The 16,238-nt window shown below is 61.8% G+C and carries 13 protein-coding genes, 3 tRNA genes and 2 pseudogenes; 13 read left to right on the forward strand and 5 right to left on the reverse strand.

All coding sequences use genetic code 11. The features are described from left to right. Positions 1–163 precede the first annotated feature (163 nt). The 7 genes and pseudogenes from BLU85_RS24290 to BLU85_RS31855 form a co-directional block, all read left to right on the forward strand. A complete protein-coding gene (locus tag BLU85_RS24290; RefSeq protein WP_092204173.1) occupies positions 164–472 on the forward strand; it encodes a PepSY domain-containing protein in 309 nt (102 codons plus the stop codon). Beyond that, positions 472–783: a PepSY domain-containing protein gene (locus BLU85_RS24295; RefSeq protein ID WP_060741424.1), complete on the forward strand. Its 312-nt coding sequence runs from the start codon at positions 472–474 to the stop codon at positions 781–783. Before BLU85_RS24290 ends, BLU85_RS24295 begins: the two co-directional genes overlap by 1 nt. Beyond that, the gene (locus BLU85_RS24300; protein ID WP_053123507.1) at positions 783–1,451 is read left to right on the forward strand and encodes a response regulator transcription factor; all 669 of its coding nucleotides are present in this window, start codon (positions 783–785) and stop codon (positions 1,449–1,451) included. The genes BLU85_RS24295 and BLU85_RS24300 overlap by 1 nt, the downstream gene beginning before the upstream one ends. Continuing rightward, positions 1,448–2,761, forward strand: coding sequence for a sensor histidine kinase (locus BLU85_RS24305; protein WP_092204172.1), 1,314 nt, complete (start codon positions 1,448–1,450; stop codon positions 2,759–2,761). The genes BLU85_RS24300 and BLU85_RS24305 overlap by 4 nt, the downstream gene beginning before the upstream one ends. A gap of 253 nt (positions 2,762–3,014) precedes the next feature. After that, entirely contained in the window at positions 3,015–4,331 is a 1,317-nt protein-coding gene (locus BLU85_RS24310; protein WP_170847633.1) for a Na+/H+ antiporter family protein, read from the forward strand. A gap of 228 nt (positions 4,332–4,559) precedes the next feature. After that, positions 4,560–5,333 (forward strand): annotated as a pseudogene (locus BLU85_RS31850) (cache domain-containing protein); the annotation flags it as partial. A gap of 312 nt (positions 5,334–5,645) precedes the next feature. Then, positions 5,646–6,239: pseudogene (locus tag BLU85_RS31855) on the forward strand (methyl-accepting chemotaxis protein); the annotation flags it as partial. Between the two features lie 270 nt (positions 6,240–6,509). On the opposite strand, the gene yegQ reads toward BLU85_RS31855, so the two are convergent. After that, complete coding sequence (gene yegQ / locus BLU85_RS24320) at positions 6,510–7,835, reverse strand: prephenate-dependent tRNA uridine(34) hydroxylase TrhP (protein ID WP_092204218.1); 1,326 nt, start codon at positions 7,833–7,835, stop codon at positions 6,510–6,512. 147 nt (positions 7,836–7,982) lie between these two features. On the opposite strand from yegQ, the gene BLU85_RS24325 reads away from it, so the two are divergent. Further along, the gene (locus BLU85_RS24325) at positions 7,983–9,044 is read left to right on the forward strand and encodes an AI-2E family transporter (RefSeq protein WP_092204169.1); all 1,062 of its coding nucleotides are present in this window, start codon (positions 7,983–7,985) and stop codon (positions 9,042–9,044) included. Here the strand turns inward: BLU85_RS24325 and BLU85_RS24330 are convergent. The 3 genes from BLU85_RS24330 to BLU85_RS24340 all read right to left on the reverse strand — a co-directional run bounded on the left by BLU85_RS24330 (position 9,041) and on the right by BLU85_RS24340 (position 9,831). Further along, a complete protein-coding gene (locus tag BLU85_RS24330; RefSeq protein ID WP_003203898.1) occupies positions 9,041–9,223 on the reverse strand; it encodes a hypothetical protein in 183 nt (60 codons plus the stop codon). The genes BLU85_RS24325 and BLU85_RS24330 overlap by 4 nt on opposite strands. Before the next feature lie 89 nt (positions 9,224–9,312). Continuing rightward, positions 9,313–9,507: a hypothetical protein gene (locus tag BLU85_RS24335; RefSeq protein ID WP_003203896.1), complete on the reverse strand. Its 195-nt coding sequence runs from the start codon at positions 9,505–9,507 to the stop codon at positions 9,313–9,315. A gap of 248 nt (positions 9,508–9,755) precedes the next feature. Beyond that, positions 9,756–9,831, reverse strand: a tRNA-Asn gene (locus BLU85_RS24340). A 235-nt stretch (positions 9,832–10,066) separates the two neighbouring features. On the opposite strand from BLU85_RS24340, the gene BLU85_RS24345 reads away from it, so the two are divergent. After that, positions 10,067–10,294, forward strand: a complete 228-nt coding sequence (locus tag BLU85_RS24345; RefSeq protein ID WP_092204168.1) for a hypothetical protein — start codon at positions 10,067–10,069, stop codon at positions 10,292–10,294. Positions 10,295–10,508: 214 nt separating this feature from the next. Here BLU85_RS24345 and BLU85_RS24350 read toward each other — a convergent pair whose 3' ends face one another. Then, the gene (locus BLU85_RS24350) at positions 10,509–11,705 is read right to left on the reverse strand and encodes an amino acid aminotransferase (protein ID WP_092204167.1); all 1,197 of its coding nucleotides are present in this window, start codon (positions 11,703–11,705) and stop codon (positions 10,509–10,511) included. A 332-nt stretch (positions 11,706–12,037) separates the two neighbouring features. Between BLU85_RS24350 and uvrB the strand changes: the two genes are divergently transcribed. From uvrB to BLU85_RS24370, 4 genes are all read left to right on the forward strand, one after another. Next, positions 12,038–14,053, forward strand: a complete 2,016-nt coding sequence (gene uvrB / locus BLU85_RS24355; protein WP_092204166.1) for an excinuclease ABC subunit UvrB — start codon at positions 12,038–12,040, stop codon at positions 14,051–14,053. 224 nt (positions 14,054–14,277) lie between these two features. Continuing rightward, entirely contained in the window at positions 14,278–15,759 is a 1,482-nt protein-coding gene (gene gltX / locus BLU85_RS24360; protein ID WP_092204165.1) for a glutamate--tRNA ligase, read from the forward strand. Positions 15,760–16,007: 248 nt separating this feature from the next. Further along, positions 16,008–16,083, forward strand: a tRNA-Ala gene (locus tag BLU85_RS24365). A 79-nt stretch (positions 16,084–16,162) separates the two neighbouring features. Then, positions 16,163–16,238 (forward strand) — tRNA-Glu (locus BLU85_RS24370).

Here is a 16,238-nt window from a genome sequence, read left to right on the forward strand (position 1 = left end):
GGTAAGCGGCTGATTATAGCGACACAAAACCCGGTGGGAGTGAGCTTGCTCCCACAGGCATTTGCATACATTGATGTGGGTTCCATGATGGCGATTCAGTTTCAGTTAAGTTCACCCCGATACAGTCGCCCCCGTGAAAGATTATAAAAAAAGGAGACAACCCATGAACCGCCTGACTGCCTTTTTCATCGCGACCCTCATGGCCCTTGGTACGAGCCTGGTCCACGCACGAGACCTGGACGCGGACGAAGCCCGTAAACTGCAAGACGCTGGTACCATCCTGTCCTTCGAAAAACTCAACGCCAAGGCCCTGGCCAAACATCCCGGTTCCACCGTAACCGACACCGAGCTGGAGGAGGAGTACGGCAAGTACCTCTACAAGGTGGATCTGCGCGATGCCAAGGGCGTCGAGTGGGACCTGGAACTGGATGCCGTCAATGGCGAGGTACTCAAGAATCATCAGGATACGTAATGAAGCTTAATCTACGCGCTCATGGTCGATGGGCGCTGGCGCTGCTGGCGTTTTGTTCGCTGGCCATGGCCCGGGACCTGGATCAGGACGAGGCCCTGCAACTGCGTCAGCAGGGCGTGATCCTGCCGCTCGAGCACCTGCTGCAACAAGCGCTGGACCTGCACCCCGGCGCCAAACTGCTGGAAGCCGAGTTGGAGGAGAAACACGGCGTCTATATTTATGAGGTCGAGCTGCTGGACACCGACGGCGTTGTGCGCGAACTGGACCTGGAGGCCACAACCGGCCGCTTACTCAAAGATAAGGAAGACTGATGCGCCTGCTTCTGGTGGAAGATCACGTGCCCCTGGCCGATGAACTGATGGCCGGGCTTGCACGCCAGGGTTACGCCGTCGACTGGCTGGCCGATGGTCGCGACGCGGTGTACCAGGGCAGCAGCGAGCCCTACGACCTGATCATCCTCGACCTCGGCCTGCCGGGCGTGCCGGGGCTCGACGTGTTGGCCCAATGGCGCGCCGGCGGCCTGGCCACGCCGGTGCTGATCCTCACCGCCCGTGGGTCCTGGGCCGAACGTATCGAGGGTCTCAAGGCCGGGGCCGACGATTACCTGACCAAACCCTTTCATCCTGAAGAACTGCATCTGCGGATCCAGGCGCTGCTGCGCCGCTCCCATGGCCAGGTCAACCAGCCGACGCTCAAGGCTGCCGGATTGCACCTGGACGAGAGTCGCCAATGCGTGGTGCGCGATGGCACCGACATCCAGCTCACGGCCGCCGAATTTCGCCTGTTGCGCTATTTCATGCTGCATCCCGAGCAGATCCTTTCCAAAAGCCACCTCGCCGAACACCTGTACGACGGTGAGACCGAGCGCGATTCCAATGTGCTGGAAGTCCACGTCAATCACCTGCGGCGCAAGCTGGGACGTAGCGTGATCGAAACCCGTCGCGGCCAGGGTTACCTGTTCGGCGGGCAGGCGCAGTGAGATCCATCCAGCGGCGCCTGAGCCTGGGCCTGATCGGTGTGATGGTGGTGGTCGGCCTGGTCCTGGCGCAAACCAGCCTGTGGTTGTTCGAACTGGGTCTGCAGCGTTACCTGGAAGCGGGGCTGCGTAACGACAGCGAGAACCTGCTGGTGGCCCTGGTGCGCGGCCCCCAGGGCTTGCAATTGGATGAACGCCGCCTGTCGCCGGCCTATCAGCGGCCGTTTTCCGGGCATTACTTCCGCATCGATTTTGCCGATGTGCACTGGCGTTCCCGCTCCCTGTGGGACCAGGAATTGCCTCGGCTCGACCACCCCGGCCTGCACAGCAACCTGCAACTGGGCCCAGAGGGCCAGAAGCTGCTGGTGCTGCGTACCGATTATCGGAGGCTGGGCCAGGCGATTTCCATCAGCGTGGCCCAGGACTACACACCCGTGCGGGACAGCTTCCGCCGGATGCAACAGGTCGGCCTCGGGCTCGGGTTGGCGGGGCTGTTGCTGATTCTGTTGCTGCAACGCATCACCGTGCGCCGAGCCTTGCGTCCGCTGGACCGCGCCAGGGAGCAGATTGCCCAGCTGCAGCGCGGGCAGCGTTCGCAACTCGACGAACAGGTGCCACGGGAACTGGAACCGCTGGTGACGCAGATCAACCATCTGCTGGCCCACACCGAAGACAGCCTCAAGCGTTCGCGCAATGCCTTGGGCAACCTCGGCCACGCCTTGAAAACCCCGCTGGCGGTGCTGCAAAGCCTGGCGTCGAACGAGAAGCTCGACCCGTATCCCGAGCTGCGCAAACTGTTGCTCGATCAACTGGAGCAGGTCCGCCAGCGCCTGAACCGCGAACTCAACCGCGCCCGCCTGTCCGGCGATGCCTTGCCCGGCGCGCACCTGGATTGCGACGCCGAACTGCCGGGGTTGCTGGCCACGCTGAACATGATCCACGGCGAACACCTGCATCTGAGCTACGTCGCCCCGCCAGGCCTGCACCTGCCCTGGGACCGTGAAGACTTGCTGGAACTGTTGGGCAACCTGCTGGACAACGCCTGCAAATGGGCCGATGCCGAAGTGCGCCTGACCATGACCGAGACAGCCGACGGATTCAGTCTGGCCGTGGAAGACGACGGCCCGGGCATCCCCAGGGATCGCCGCGACCAGGTGTTCAGCCGCGGCACGCGGTTGGATGAACAGACCGATGGACACGGCCTGGGCCTGGGCATCGTGCGGGACATCGTCGACACCTGGGGCGGGATGCTGGCGTTGGACGACAGCGAGTGGGGTGGATTGAAGGTCGTGATCGAGCTGCCCAAGCGCTGACCTCTATCGCATGGCGCCGCCCTCCTGTGGGAGCGAGCTTGCTCGCGATGGCGTCAGTTCAGCCACATGGATAGCTATCGAAAGATTGCTATCGCGAGCAAGCTCGCTCCCACAAGGGTGGGGCGGTGGTGGTAGTCAATATGGCGAGACTTGAAAACCCGCCCCACGGCCCTTGCAGCTTGCCGCCGCTTGCTGCAAAGTCGCGACCTTTTTGTCCGGTGGCTTTCCATCGCTGTGCTTTGAGGTAACGATGATAAATGCAGTAATTGCCGCGGTTGGCGTCATGCTGGTGCTCAGCCTGTCCCGCGTGCATGTGGTGATCGCGCTGATTATCGGCGCGTTGGTGGGGGGGCTGACGGGTGGCCTGGGGATCGAGGCGACGCTCAAGGCGTTCAATGCCGGCCTGGGTGGTGGTGCGACGGTGGCGCTGTCCTATGCCTTGCTCGGCGCTTTCGCCGTGGCGATTGCCAAGTCCGGCATGGCCCACGCCCTGGCTGACAAGGCCCTGGCCCTGGTGGATCGCCAGGACGCCGCTGGCGGCATGGGCGTCAAATGGGTGCTGATCGGCCTGCTGGGGACGGTCGCGGTCGCCTCCCAGAACATTCTGCCGATCCATATCGCTTTCATTCCGCTGCTGGTGCCGCCGCTGCTCTATGTGCTGACCAAGTTGCAACTGGATCGCCGCTTGATCGCCTGCGTCATGACCTTCGGCCTGATCACCCCCTACATGTTCCTGCCGGTGGGCTTCGGCAATATCTTCCTCAACGAAATCCTGCTGGCCAACATCGCTCGCAGCGGCGTAGATGTCAGTGGTATCAACGTCACCCATGCCATGGGCATTCCGGCGTTGGGCATGGTGTTTGGTCTGCTGTTGTCGTTGTTCAGCTACCGCAAGAAACGCGTCTACGACCTGAAGAAGATCGCCCGGGTCGAGCAAGTGGCGGTGCGCTACAACCCCATGACCCTGCTGGTAGCGGGACTGGCGATTGTCGCGGCGTTCGCCATCCAGCTCCTGGTCGACTCGATGATCATTGGCGCCTTGGTCGGCTTCCTGATTTTCTCGGTATCGGGTGTGGTGCGCTGGCGTGAGACTGACGACCTGTTCACCGAAGGCATGAAGATGATGGCGATGATCGGCTTCATCATGATCGCCGCCTCGGGCTTTGCCGAAGTAATGAAAGCCACCGGTGAAGTCCAGAGCCTGGTGGAAACCTCGGCAGCCTGGATCGGCCACAACAAGGGCGTCGGCGCGCTGCTGATGCTGCTGGTGGGATTGCTGGTGACCATGGGCATCGGCTCGTCGTTTTCCACGGTGCCGATCCTGGCGACGATTTTCGTGCCATTGTGCCTGCAACTGGGCTTCAGCCCGCTGGCGATCGTCTGCATCGTCGGCACCGCCGGCGCCCTGGGCGATGCCGGCTCGCCAGCCTCGGACTCGACCCTGGGCCCGACCTCCGGCCTGAACATCGACGGCCAGCACCATCACATCTGGGACACCGTGGTCCCGACCTTCATCCACTACAACCTGCCGTTGCTGGCGTTTGGTTGGGTGGCGGCGATGGTGTTGTAGCCTCAAGACCCAATCGCTTCAATCGCGAGCAGGCTCGCTCCCACAGTGGATCGGTGTGAACACAAGCATTGTGGACACCGCCGAACCCTGTGGGAGCGAGCTTGCTCGCGATGAGGCCCTTGAGTTCAGCGACCCAGCCAACGGACCGCTCACCTTGTCCTACAGTTTTGCCGTGCGGTGCCGTTAATACAGCTAACCACGCCAATAACACCTACAAGAGTGAACAGCATGCGCCTGAGCCTGAAGGCTAAAGTCCTGTCCCTTGCGATACTGCCGGTATTGCTGTCCGCCGTGATCATCAGCCTCACCACGGCCTTCATCTTGAAGGAGCAAGCTAGCAAAGAGGTCCAGCAGACCCGCGAACGCCTGCTCAGCGAGGCCAAGGCCACGCTGCAGAACTATGTGGCAGTGGGCCTGACCGCCATCAAGCCGCTCTACGATGCCGCTGCGCCTGGCGATAACGAAGCGCGCGCCCAGGCGATCAAGCTGCTGTCGAATATCAGCTACGGCAAGGACGGCTATTTCTTCGGCTACGACTCCGAGACCATTCGTCTGTTCAAGGCCAACAGCCCCGATGGCGTGGGCAAGAGTTTCAAGGACAACCGCGACCCGAACGGTGTCTACGTCAACCGCGACCTGGTGAAAGTCGCCAAGGACGGAACGCATTATCTGGAATACAGCTCGCCACTGCCCGGCAGCCAGGACCTGGTGCCCAAGCTCGGCTACACCGAGTACCTGTCCAAGTGGGACATGGCCGTCGGCAGCTCGGTCAACCTGGACGGCATCGAAGGCCAGGTGGCCCTGGTGGAAGCCAAGGTCCACGATCGTGTACAAGGCGTGATATTGAGCATTGTCGGGATCGCCGCCGTGGTGTTGCTGGTGATCGCGGTCGTGGGCCTGTTGCTGGCCAATGCGATCCTGCGGCCGCTGCACCTGATGAAGGACAACCTCGATGACATCGCCGCGGGCGAGGGCGACCTGACCCGTCGGCTGACCATCACCAGCCAGGACGAGCTCGGCCAACTGGCCGGTTCGTTCAACCGCTTCGTCGACAAGATCCACGGCCTGGTGCGGCAGATCACCGACATGACCTCGCAACTGACCGGGCTGGTGACGCAAGTCTCCGAGCAGGCCCAGCGCTCCGAGCAGGCCATGGAACGCCAGCGCCACGAAACCGATCAGGTCGCCACGGCGATCAACGAGATGTCCTCGGCGGCCCAGGAAGTCGCCCGCAGCGCCCAGGGTGCCGCCGTCGCGGCGCAGCAGACCGATGAAGAAGGCCAGTCCGCCAAGCGCGTGGTGGCCGGTAGCATCCAGCAGATTCATGCGTTGGTGAACGATATCCGCAGCAGCGGCGTGTCCCTGGACAGCCTGCAGCAGGACGTGGCCTCGATCGTCAGTGTGCTCGGGGTGATTCGTTCGATCGCCGAGCAGACCAACCTGCTGGCCCTCAACGCCGCCATCGAGGCCGCGCGTGCCGGCGAGGCAGGGCGTGGGTTCGCGGTGGTGGCCGATGAAGTGCGGGCCCTGGCCAGCCGGACCCAGCAGAGCACCCAGGAAATCCAGGGCATGATCGACCGCCTGCAATCGGGCACCCACGCCGCGGTGGAGGCCATGCGTCGCTCCAGCGAAGCGGGCGACGGCACCTCGGCGCAGGCCAACGAAGCCGGGGCGTCCCTGGACACCATGGCGCAGTTAATCGGCACCATCAACTCGATGAACGCGCAGATCGCCAGCGCGGCTGAAGAGCAGACCGCCGTGGCCGAGGAAATCAACCGCAGCGTGCATCAGATCGCCGTGGCGGTGGACAGCGTCGCCGACGAAACCCAGCTCGGCGCCCAGACCTCCCGCAGCCTGGCTGACCTGGGCCAGCGCCTGGGCAAACTGGTGGGGCAGTTCCGGATCTGATCCCATCGCAGCAGGAGCTGCCGAAGGCTGCGATCTTTTGCTCTCGATCCAGATGTTTTCACCTGGGCAACCGGGTCTTATCGAGAAAGAAGGATCGCAGCCTTCGGCAGTTCCTGTCGGGATCAACAGGCGCGAACACAACAAAACCCTGTGGGAGCGAGCTTGCTCGCGATAGCGGTGTGTCAGTCAAATGAATATTGGCTGATCTGACGCTATCGCGAGCAAGCTCGCTCCCACAGTTGTTCTGCGGTACCTGGATCAGCGCCAGTGCTACGGCTCACGCACATCGCGCATCAACAACCCAAACCGCAAGTCCACCGCGTCCGGGATCGGCAGGTACACCACGTGTCCATCCCCCGGTGCCACCTCGATGCTTTTGCCGTTGATGTCCTGCAATTGATGCAGGTCGAAGTGAAAGTTGCCCTTGGGGGTCATCAGTTCCATGTGATCCCCCAGGCCGAAGCGGTTCTTGACCCGTACTTCGGCCAGGCGTTCGCGCCGCTCGCCGGTCAGTTCGCCGACGAACTGCTGGCGCTCCGACACCGAGCTGCCGTTCTGGTAGTTCTGGTACTCGTCGTGCACGTGGCGCCTCAGAAAACCTTCGGTGTAGCCGCGCTGGGCCAGGGACTCCAGGTCGGTCATCAGGCTGCGATCGAATTCCCGGCCGGCCACCGCGTCATCGATGGCCCGGCGATACACTTGGGTGGTGCGCGCGCAATAGAAGTGCGACTTGGTCCGGCCTTCGATCTTCAACGAATGCACACCCATGCGCGCCAGGCGCTCGACGTGTTGCACGGCCCGCAGGTCCTTGGCATTCATGATGTAGGTGCCGTGCTCGTCCTCGAAGGCTGGCATCAAATCCTCGGGGCGGTTCGCCTCCTGGAGCAGGAACACCTGGTCGGTGGGCGCGCCGAGGCCCAGGGTCGGTTCGGGTTGATAGCTTTGCACAATGTCGCCCGCGGCGTTTTCCACCGCCGGTTGCGCCGAGTATTTCCAGCGACAGGCATTGGTGCAACTGCCCTGGTTGGCATCACGCTTGTTCATATAGCCCGAGAGCAGGCAGCGCCCGGAGTAGGCCATGCACAGCGCCCCGTGGACGAACACTTCCAGCTCCATGGCCGGCACCTGCTCGCGGATCTCGGCGATTTCCTCCAGGGACAATTCCCGGGACAAGATGATCCGGCTCAAACCCTGCTGCTGCCAGAACTCGACGCTCGCCCAGTTCACCGTATTGGCCTGTACCGACAGGTGAATGGGTATCTGTGGAAAATGCCGGCGAACCAGCATGATCAACCCCGGGTCGGACATGATCAGCGCGTCCGGCGCCATGGCGATCACCGGCTCCAGGTCCTTGAGGAACGTGCGCAGCTTGGCGTTGTGCGGCGCGATATTCACCACTACGTAGAAGCGCTTGCCCATGGCCTGGGCCTCGGCAATGCCCAAGGCCAGGTTCGCGTGGTCGAATTCGTTGTTGCGCACCCGCAGGCTGTAGCGCGGCTGGCCGGCGTACACCGCATCGGCACCGTAGGCGAAGGCATAGCGCATGTTTTTCAGGGTGCCGGCGGGCGCCAGCAGTTCGGGGGCGGCGAAGGTCATGGTGGGGTCAGGTCGCAAAAAGCGGGGAGGGTACGCCAGGGCCGGCCGGGTCTTTTTGATCTGGATCAATGCGCAGCGCAAACGTGAAGGCACTCCGGCGAGTCCTGGCGGACTAATGTGTATCCCGCCTTTGGACATGGAAAGCTGATGAATCGAAAGATGCTGCAAAACAAAGCCCAGATGTTGCTCCTGGTGCTGGTCACGGTCGCCTTCATCTGGATTCTGCTGCCGTTTTACGGCGCGGTGTTCTGGGCGGTGATCCTGGGTATCGTCTTTGCGCCGATGCAGCGCCGTCTGCAGGTGAAGTTCGGCTGGCACCGCAATGTCACCTCGCTGGCCACGTTGAGTGTCTGTGTGGTCTGCGCGATCTTGCCGGTGATCATCATCAGTACGTTGTTGGTCCAGGAAGGCGCGGCGCTGTACAAGAGCCTGGAAAGCGGCGAGCTGGACATCGCCGACTACCTGGCCCGCTTCAAGGATGCCTTGCCACCGTACTTCCAGCACCTGCTGGACCGCTTCGGCTTGGGCAATCTGAACGGTTTGCGCGACAAGATCGTCAAGAGCGCGATGCAGGGCAGCGAGTTCTTCGCCACCCAGGCCTTCAGTTTTGGCCAGGGCACCTTTCAGTTCCTGGTCAGCTTCTTCGTGATGATCTATCTGCTGTTCTTCTTTCTGCGCGATGGCGCGGAGCTGGTGCGCAAGGTGCGCATGGCCGTTCCCTTGGCAGAACACCAAAAGCGCCGCCTGCAGTTGAAGTTCAACCGGGTGGTACGGGCCACGGTGAAAGGCAACCTGCTGGTCGCCATCAGCCAAGGTGCGCTGGGTGGGCTGATTTTCTGGATCCTGGGGATCCCGACCGTGTTGCCCTGGGCGGTGCTGATGGCATTCCTGTCGTTGTTGCCGGCCGTGGGGGCGGGCCTCGTCTGGGCACCGGTGGCGGTGTACTTCCTGCTCTCGGGGGCGATCTGGCAGGGCGTGGTATTGATGCTGTTCGGGGTGTTCGTGATTGGCCTGGTGGACAATTTCCTGCGGCCGATCCTGGTGGGCAAGGACACGAAGATGCCCGACTACATGGTGCTGGTTTCGACCCTGGGTGGGCTGGCGGTGTTCGGGCTGAACGGCTTCGTGATCGGGCCGCTGATCGCCGCGCTGTTCATGTCCTGTTGGGCCTTGTTCGTCGAAAGCACGCCGCGTGTGCAGTTGCCCTAGGCGCTCAGCAGGTAGGGCCCGATGCGTTGCGACAGCGCCTGGGCGGCGGGCAGCGAAGTCAGCGGGCCGCTGATGGTCACGCCGTCCTGCACCAGGTACCAGCAGGCCAGCAGTCCGAGTTCCCGCAGTGGGGCGGGGACGGCGCTGCCAATGACAGACATGATTTGAACCTTGGGCATGGGAAACCTCCATCAATCGATGGGGTTACCTTACGGCTCAGGGGGAAGGACGGAAAATCAACTGGCTCAATAGTAGGAATCGATGCCACTCAATCGACGACCAGATCGAGCATGTGCACCACTTCCTGCTCGTTGAGCAGGCCCTTGCGGACCAGGTTTTCCGCCAGCAGGGAAAGAAACTTGGCGCTGCGGTGGCCTTCCAGTTGCTTGAGTTCGGTCAGTACGTTGTACACCTTGCTGGAGGTGCACAGGCCGACAATGCGATGGGGGTTTTGTGTGGGCATACCTTCGTCCTTGTTGTTTTGAAGCTGTTGTTGGCGGACAGTGCCAGTTTGCGGCCCTGTCATGACGCTCACGTGACAGCTTGGGTTGTCGGAAAAACAAAGCAGGATCCGGACCATGTTGCCTTTTTGGCGCCGGATTATTGTTCCGACAGCGACCTCGGCCAGACTTATATGGCCATCCACCTGTTTTTCGCCCACAAAAAAAGCCCCTGGATCTTTCGATCCAGGGGCTTTTTGATGTTGCTGTCTGGCTCCACGACCTGGACTCGAACCAGGGACCCAGTGATTAACAGTCACTTGCTCTACCAACTGAGCTATCGCGGAATGGCGCGTATGTTACTGATTGGAAAAGAGAAGTCAAGTGTCTATTGGCGGATGGCGCATTCCCGGTGCCCATTGACGGTCAATCAGCGATTGGCAGTTACCGCAAGGACGGGAGAGGGCTACCATGGTCGTCCGGAAGTGGCAGGACGCGCTGCCGGCCATTCGCCGACATTGAGGTACGCGCCATGAACTACCTGTTACCACTTCACACAGCCCGTTGCGCCGAGGTGTGCTTGTGAGCACCGCTCAGATCAGTTTGCCCAAGGGTGTGGGGCCTCACGCCGAGAAACTGTACGACGCCATCACCCAGGCGAGCACGGCCGAAGAATTGAACCGTGCCGGCGGCAAGGCCGAGGGGTTTGTCCTGGGGCTGGAAAGCACCAAGGCCATCAAGAGCCAGGTGGCCGAGTCGTTGTATGTCATCTATGACGATGCGGCGAGCCTGCGGGCGACGGAGTTGTAGTTTCGATCTGGTGCTTTTGTGGCGAGGGAGCTTGCTCCCGCTGGGCAGCGCAGCGGCCCTGGAAAATGTCAGCCCCCATCCATCTGACACACCGAGGTGAGGGGCTTTAGGGCTGCTTCGCAGCCCAGCGGGAGCAAGCTCCCTCGCCACGGGTCGGTGTGAGCACTCAAAAAAACGGGAAGCCATGGCTTCCCGTTCTTCATCCCAACGACCTTCAGATCACCTGGACAATAGCCTTGGTCACCGCATCGATGTTGTTCTGGTTCAGCGCGGCCACGCAGATGCGGCCGGTGTCCAGCGCGTAGACGCCGAACTCGTTGCGCAGGCGCATCACTTGTTCAACGGTCAGGCCGGAGTAGGAGAACATCCCGCTCTGACGGGCGACGAAGCTGAAGTCGTGCTGCGGGGCGGCCTTGGCCAGCATGTCGACCATCTGGTCGCGCATGCCGCGAATGCGCAGGCGCATTTCGGCCAGTTCGGCTTCCCACTGCGCCCGCAGCTCCGGGCTGTTGAGCACGGCGGCGACGATGCTGGCGCCATGGGTCGGCGGATTGGAGTAGTTGGTGCGGATCACGCGCTTGACCTGGGACAGCACACGGGCACTTTCTTCTTTCGATTCGCTGACGATCGACAGGGCGCCGACGCGCTCGCCGTACAGCGAGAACGACTTGGAGAACGAGCTGGAGGCAAAGAAGGTCAGCCCGGATTCGGCAAACAGGCGCACGGCCGCCGCATCTTCGTCGATACCGGCACCAAAGCCTTGGTAGGCCATGTCCAGGAACGGTACGTGGTTCTTGGCCTTGACCACGGCCAGCACGTTTTTCCAGTCTTCCGGGGTCAGGTCCACGCCGGTCGGGTTGTGGCAGCAGGCGTGCAGCACAACGATCGAGCGATCGGGCAGGGCGTTGAGGTCTTCCAGCAGGCCGCTGCGGTTCACGTCGTGGGTGGCGGCATCGTAGTAGCGGTAGTTCTGCACCGGGAAGCCGGCGGTTTCGAACAGGGCGCGGTGGTTCTCCCAGCTCGGGTCGCTGATGGCCACGACCGCGTCAGGCAGCAGTTGCTTGAGGAAGTCGGCACCGATCTTCAGTGCGCCAGTGCCGCCCACGGCCTGGGCGGTGATGACACGACCGGAGGCGATCAGCGGCGAATCCTTGCCGAACAGCAGGGTCTGCACAGCCTGGTCGTAGGCGGCGATGCCGTCGATTGGCAGGTAGCCACGGGAAACGTGCTGAGCCACGCGAATCGTCTCGGCCTCGACCACGGCGCGCAGGAGTGGAATGCGCCCCTCCTCGTTGCAGTAAACACCCACACCCAGATTGACCTTATTGGTACGGGTGTCGGCGTTGAAAGCTTCGTTGAGGCCCAGGATGGGGTCGCGGGGTGCCAATTCGACAGCGGAAAACAGGCTCATTAGTGCGCGGCTCTGAATGGAGAATGAGGGGACGTGTGACGCTCCAGCCGAATGCACTAGAGCGGTGCACAAACGGGGAGCTAGTATAGAGGCCATCACCCGGCACGGCGACAGGCGATTCGGCTTTTAGGCTAAGTTTTTTCGATTTTTTTCGACCGTTAGTCTTCTGGCCGCGTCAAAGTCTTCAAGGCGTGTAGGACGTTCGTCTTGAAAGCGAAGGCATTCACCTCCACATTGTGTGCATCCCAGCTTTTTCCTCGGGCGACACCCGTCGTTTCGGTCTTTCTCGTTCCTGTCGGCTGGCCGACAGGGGTGAATCCAGAGGTTATGTCATGTCTGAATTCCAGCTAGTCACCCGCTTCCAGCCCGCCGGCGATCAGCCGGAAGCCATCCGCCTGATGGTCGAAGGCATCGAGGCCGGGCTGGCGCACCAGACGTTGCTCGGTGTGACCGGCTCGGGCAAGACCTTCAGCATTGCCAACGTGATCGCCCAGGTGCAGCGCCCGACCCTGGTCCTGGCGCCGAACAAGACCCTGGCGGCGCAGTTGTACGGTGAGTTCAAGGCGTTTTTCCCGAACAACGCCGTGGAGTACTTCGTTTCCTATTACGACTACTACCAGCCCGAGGCCTACGTGCCATCGTCGGACACCTTCATCGAGAAAGACGCCTCGATCAACGACCACATCGAACAGATGCGCCTGTCGGCGACCAAGGCGCTGCTCGAGCGCAAGGACGCGATCATTGTCACCACGGTTTCGTGCATCTATGGCTTGGGCAGCCCGGAAACCTACCTGAAAATGGTGCTGCACGTGGATCGTGGCGACAAACTCGACCAGCGCGCCTTGCTGCGGCGCCTGGCGGACTTGCAGTACACCCGCAACGACATGGATTTTGCCCGGGCGACGTTCCGGGTGCGGGGCGATGTAATCGACATCTACCCGGCGGAATCGGACCTGGAGGCGATCCGCATCGAGCTGTTCGACGATGAAGTGGAGAGTCTCTCGGCGTTCGATCCGCTGACCGGCGAAGTGATCCGCAAGTTGCCACGCTTTACCTTCTACCCCAAGAGCCACTACGTGACGCCCCGGGAAACTTTGCTGGACGCCATCGAAGGGATCAAGGCCGAGTTGCAGGAACGCCTGGAGTACCTGCGTTCGAACAACAAACTGGTGGAAGCCCAGCGTCTGGAGCAACGGACCCGGTTCGACCTGGAGATGATCCTGGAGCTGGGCTACTGCAACGGCATCGAAAACTACTCGCGCTACCTGTCGGGCCGTCCGGCGGGTGCGCCGCCGCCGACCTTGTATGACTATCTGCCGGCCGATGCCTTGCTGGTGATCGACGAATCCCACGTCAGCGTGCCCCAGGTCGGCGCCATGTACAAAGGCGACCGTTCGCGCAAGGAAACCCTGGTGGAATACGGCTTCCGCCTGCCCTCGGCGCTGGATAACCGGCCAATGCGCTTCGACGAATGGGAAAGCGTGAGTCCGCAGACGATTTTTGTCTCGGCCACCCCTGGCAACTACGAGGCCGAGCATGCCGGGCGGGTGGTCGAGCAGGTGGTGCGACCGACCGGGCTGGTGGACCCGCAAGTCGAGGTGCGTCCGGCGCTGACCCAGGTGGACGACCTGCTCTCGGAAATCAGCAAGCGCGTCGCGGTGGAGGAGCGGGTGCTGGTCACCACGCTGACCAAACGCATGGCCGAAGACCTCACCGATTACCTGGCCGACCATGGCGTGCGGGTGCGTTACCTGCACTCGGACATCGACACGGTCGAGCGGGTCGAGATCATCCGCGACCTGCGCCTGGGCACCTTCGATGTGCTGGTGGGCATCAACCTGTTGCGTGAAGGCCTGGACATGCCGGAAGTGTCGCTGGTGGCGATTCTCGACGCCGACAAGGAAGGTTTCCTGCGCTCCGAACGCTCGTTGATCCAGACCATCGGTCGCGCGGCGCGTAACCTGAATGGCCGCGCGATTCTGTACGCTGACCGCATCACCGGCTCCATGGAGCGGGCCATCGGCGAGACCGAGCGCCGTCGTGACAAGCAGATCGCCTTCAACCTGGCCAATGGCATTACCCCCAAGGGCGTGTTCAAGGACGTCGCCGACATCATGGAAGGCGCCACCGTGCCAGGCTCGCGCAGTAAAAAACGCAAGGGCATGGCCAAGGCGGCCGAAGAGAGCGCCCGCTACGAGGCCGAACTGCGCTCCCCGAGCGAAATCACCAAGCGCATCCGGCAACTGGAAGAGAAAATGTACCAGCTGGCCCGGGACCTGGAGTTCGAAGCGGCGGCGCAATTGCGTGATGAGATTGGCAAGTTGCGGGAGCGGTTGCTAACTGTCTGAGGTTGTGTGGCGACCTTAAGGGCCTCATCGCGAGCAAGCTCGCTCCCACAGGGGATCATTGGATGATTCGATCAAACTGTGGGAGCGAGCTTGCTCGCGATGGGCGCGACTCGGTTTGACAGCTGGCCACACAAATCCCGCTCTCACTGGAGCCCGCCCGCCATCGCCTGTTACCATTCGCCCCCTGTTTGATCTTCGCTTTTATATTCTTTCCGAGACATGCCATGACCACCGTCCGCACCCGCATCGCGCCTTCGCCCACTGGCGATCCCCATGTCGGCACCGCCTACATCGCTTTGTTCAACTATTGCTTTGCCAAGCAGCATGGCGGCGAGTTCATCCTGCGGATCGAGGACACCGACCAGTTGCGTTCGACCCGCGAGTCCGAGCAGCAGATCTTCGATGCCTTGCGCTGGTTGGGGATCGACTGGAGCGAAGGCCCGGATGTCGGCGGCCCGCACGGTCCGTACCGCCAGAGCGAGCGTGGCGACATCTACAAGCAGTATTGCCAGCAGTTGGTGGACATGGGGCATGCGTTCCCGTGTTTCTGCACCGCCGAAGAGCTGGACCAGATGCGCGCCGAGCAAATGGCCCGCGGCGAAACCCCGCGCTATGACGGTCGGGCGCTGCTGCTGTCCAAGGAAGAAGTCGCCCGTCGCCTGGCAGCCGGCGAGCCCCATGTGATCCGCATGAAAGTGCCGAGCGAAGGCGTCTGCGTGGTGCCGGACATGCTGCGTGGCGATGTCGAGATCCCGTGGGATCGCATGGACATGCAAGTGCTGATGAAGACCGACGGCCTGCCGACGTACTTCCTGGCCAACGTGGTCGATGATCACCTGATGGGCATCACCCACGTATTGCGCGGTGAAGAGTGGCTGCCGTCGGCACCGAAGCTGATCCTGCTCTATGAATACTTCGGCTGGGAACAACCACAGCTGTGCTACATGCCGCTGCTGCGTAACCCGGACAAGAGCAAGCTGTCCAAGCGCAAGAACCCGACCTCGGTGACGTTCTACGAGCGCATGGGCTTCATGCCCGAGGCGATGCTCAACTACCTGGGGCGCATGGGCTGGTCGATGCCGGACGAGCGCGAGAAGTTCTCGCTGCAGGAAATGGTCGAGCATTTCGACCTGTCGCGGGTCTCCCTGGGCGGGCCGATCTTCGACATCGAGAAACTGTCGTGGCTCAACGGCCAGTGGCTGCGGGACCTGCCGGTGGAAGAGTTCGCCGCGCGTGTGCAGAAATGGGCGTTGAACCCTGAGTACATGATGAAAATCGCGCCCCATGTGCAGGGCAGGGTAGAGACCTTCAGCCAGATCGCCCCGCTGGCCGGCTTCTTCTTTGCCGGTGGCGTGACGCCGGACGTGAAGCTGTTCGAGTCCAAGAAGCTCTCCGGCGACCAGGTACGCCAGTTGATGCAACTGGTCCTGTGGAAGCTCGAAAGCCTGCGTCAGTGGGAGAAGGACAGCATCACCGCGACCATCCAGGCCGTGGTCGAATCCTTGGAGTTGAAACTGCGCGATGCCATGCCGCTGATGTTCGCCGCCATTACCGGCCAGGCCAGCTCGGTGTCGGTGCTCGATGCGATGGAGATTCTCGGGCCGGACCTGACCCGTTTCCGCCTGCGCCAGGCTATCGATCTGCTCGGTGGCGTGTCGAAGAAGGAGAACAAGGAGTGGGAAAAACTGTTGGGCGCGATCGCCTGATGGCCCTGTAGGAGCTGACGAGCGAAGCGAGGCTGCGATCTTTCCCCAGCTAATTGAATCTCAAGCGAAAGATCAAAAGATCGCAGCCTCGCTTCGCTCGTCAGCTCCTACGAAACAGGCGAAGTCCCAGTTTTACTGGGGAGGGTGGTAAGTGATTGTTATCCCGGCAAAAAATTTTCAAATTTGTTGAAAATAAATTTGACAGACCTCCGATACGCCCTTAAGATTCGCCCCGTCCTCAGCGATGAGGGGCTATAGCTCAGCTGGGAGAGCGCTTGCATGGCATGCAAGAGGTCGACGGTTCGATCCCGTCTAGCTCCACCAATTTACACTTCAAGGCCTGGCCACACCGGCTCTGAAGCGATCAACACTCAGCGTTGATCAGTTGTATAGAAGGGTTTGCGTCCCCTTCGTCTAGTGGCCTAGGACACCGCCCTTTCACGGCGGTAACAGGGGTTCGAGTCCCCTAGGGGACGCCA

The organism is Pseudomonas sp. NFACC14 (assembly GCF_900106885.1).
Taxonomy (GTDB): Bacteria; Pseudomonadota; Gammaproteobacteria; order Pseudomonadales; family Pseudomonadaceae; genus Aquipseudomonas; species Aquipseudomonas fluorescens_AA.

Excerpts from the sequence above, each read along its gene's own strand:
- BLU85_RS24295 (WP_060741424.1), top strand. The coding sequence starts at position 472 with ATGAAGCTTAATCTACGCGCTCATGGTCGATGGGCGCTGGCGCTGCTG.
- BLU85_RS24325 (WP_092204169.1), top strand. The coding sequence starts at position 7,983 with ATGAATCGAAAGATGCTGCAAAACAAAGCCCAGATGTTGCTCCTGGTG.
- BLU85_RS24330 (WP_003203898.1), bottom strand. The coding sequence starts at position 9,223 with ATGCCCAAGGTTCAAATCATGTCTGTCATTGGCAGCGCCGTCCCCGCC.
- yegQ (WP_092204218.1), bottom strand. The coding sequence starts at position 7,835 with ATGACCTTCGCCGCCCCCGAACTGCTGGCGCCCGCCGGCACCCTGAAA.
- BLU85_RS24335 (WP_003203896.1), bottom strand. The coding sequence starts at position 9,507 with ATGCCCACACAAAACCCCCATCGCATTGTCGGCCTGTGCACCTCCAGC.
- gltX (WP_092204165.1), top strand. The coding sequence starts at position 14,278 with ATGACCACCGTCCGCACCCGCATCGCGCCTTCGCCCACTGGCGATCCC.
- BLU85_RS24300 (WP_053123507.1), top strand. The coding sequence starts at position 783 with ATGCGCCTGCTTCTGGTGGAAGATCACGTGCCCCTGGCCGATGAACTG.
- uvrB (WP_092204166.1), top strand. The coding sequence starts at position 12,038 with ATGTCTGAATTCCAGCTAGTCACCCGCTTCCAGCCCGCCGGCGATCAG.
- BLU85_RS24350 (WP_092204167.1), bottom strand. The coding sequence starts at position 11,705 with ATGAGCCTGTTTTCCGCTGTCGAATTGGCACCCCGCGACCCCATCCTG.
- BLU85_RS24290 (WP_092204173.1), top strand. The coding sequence starts at position 164 with ATGAACCGCCTGACTGCCTTTTTCATCGCGACCCTCATGGCCCTTGGT.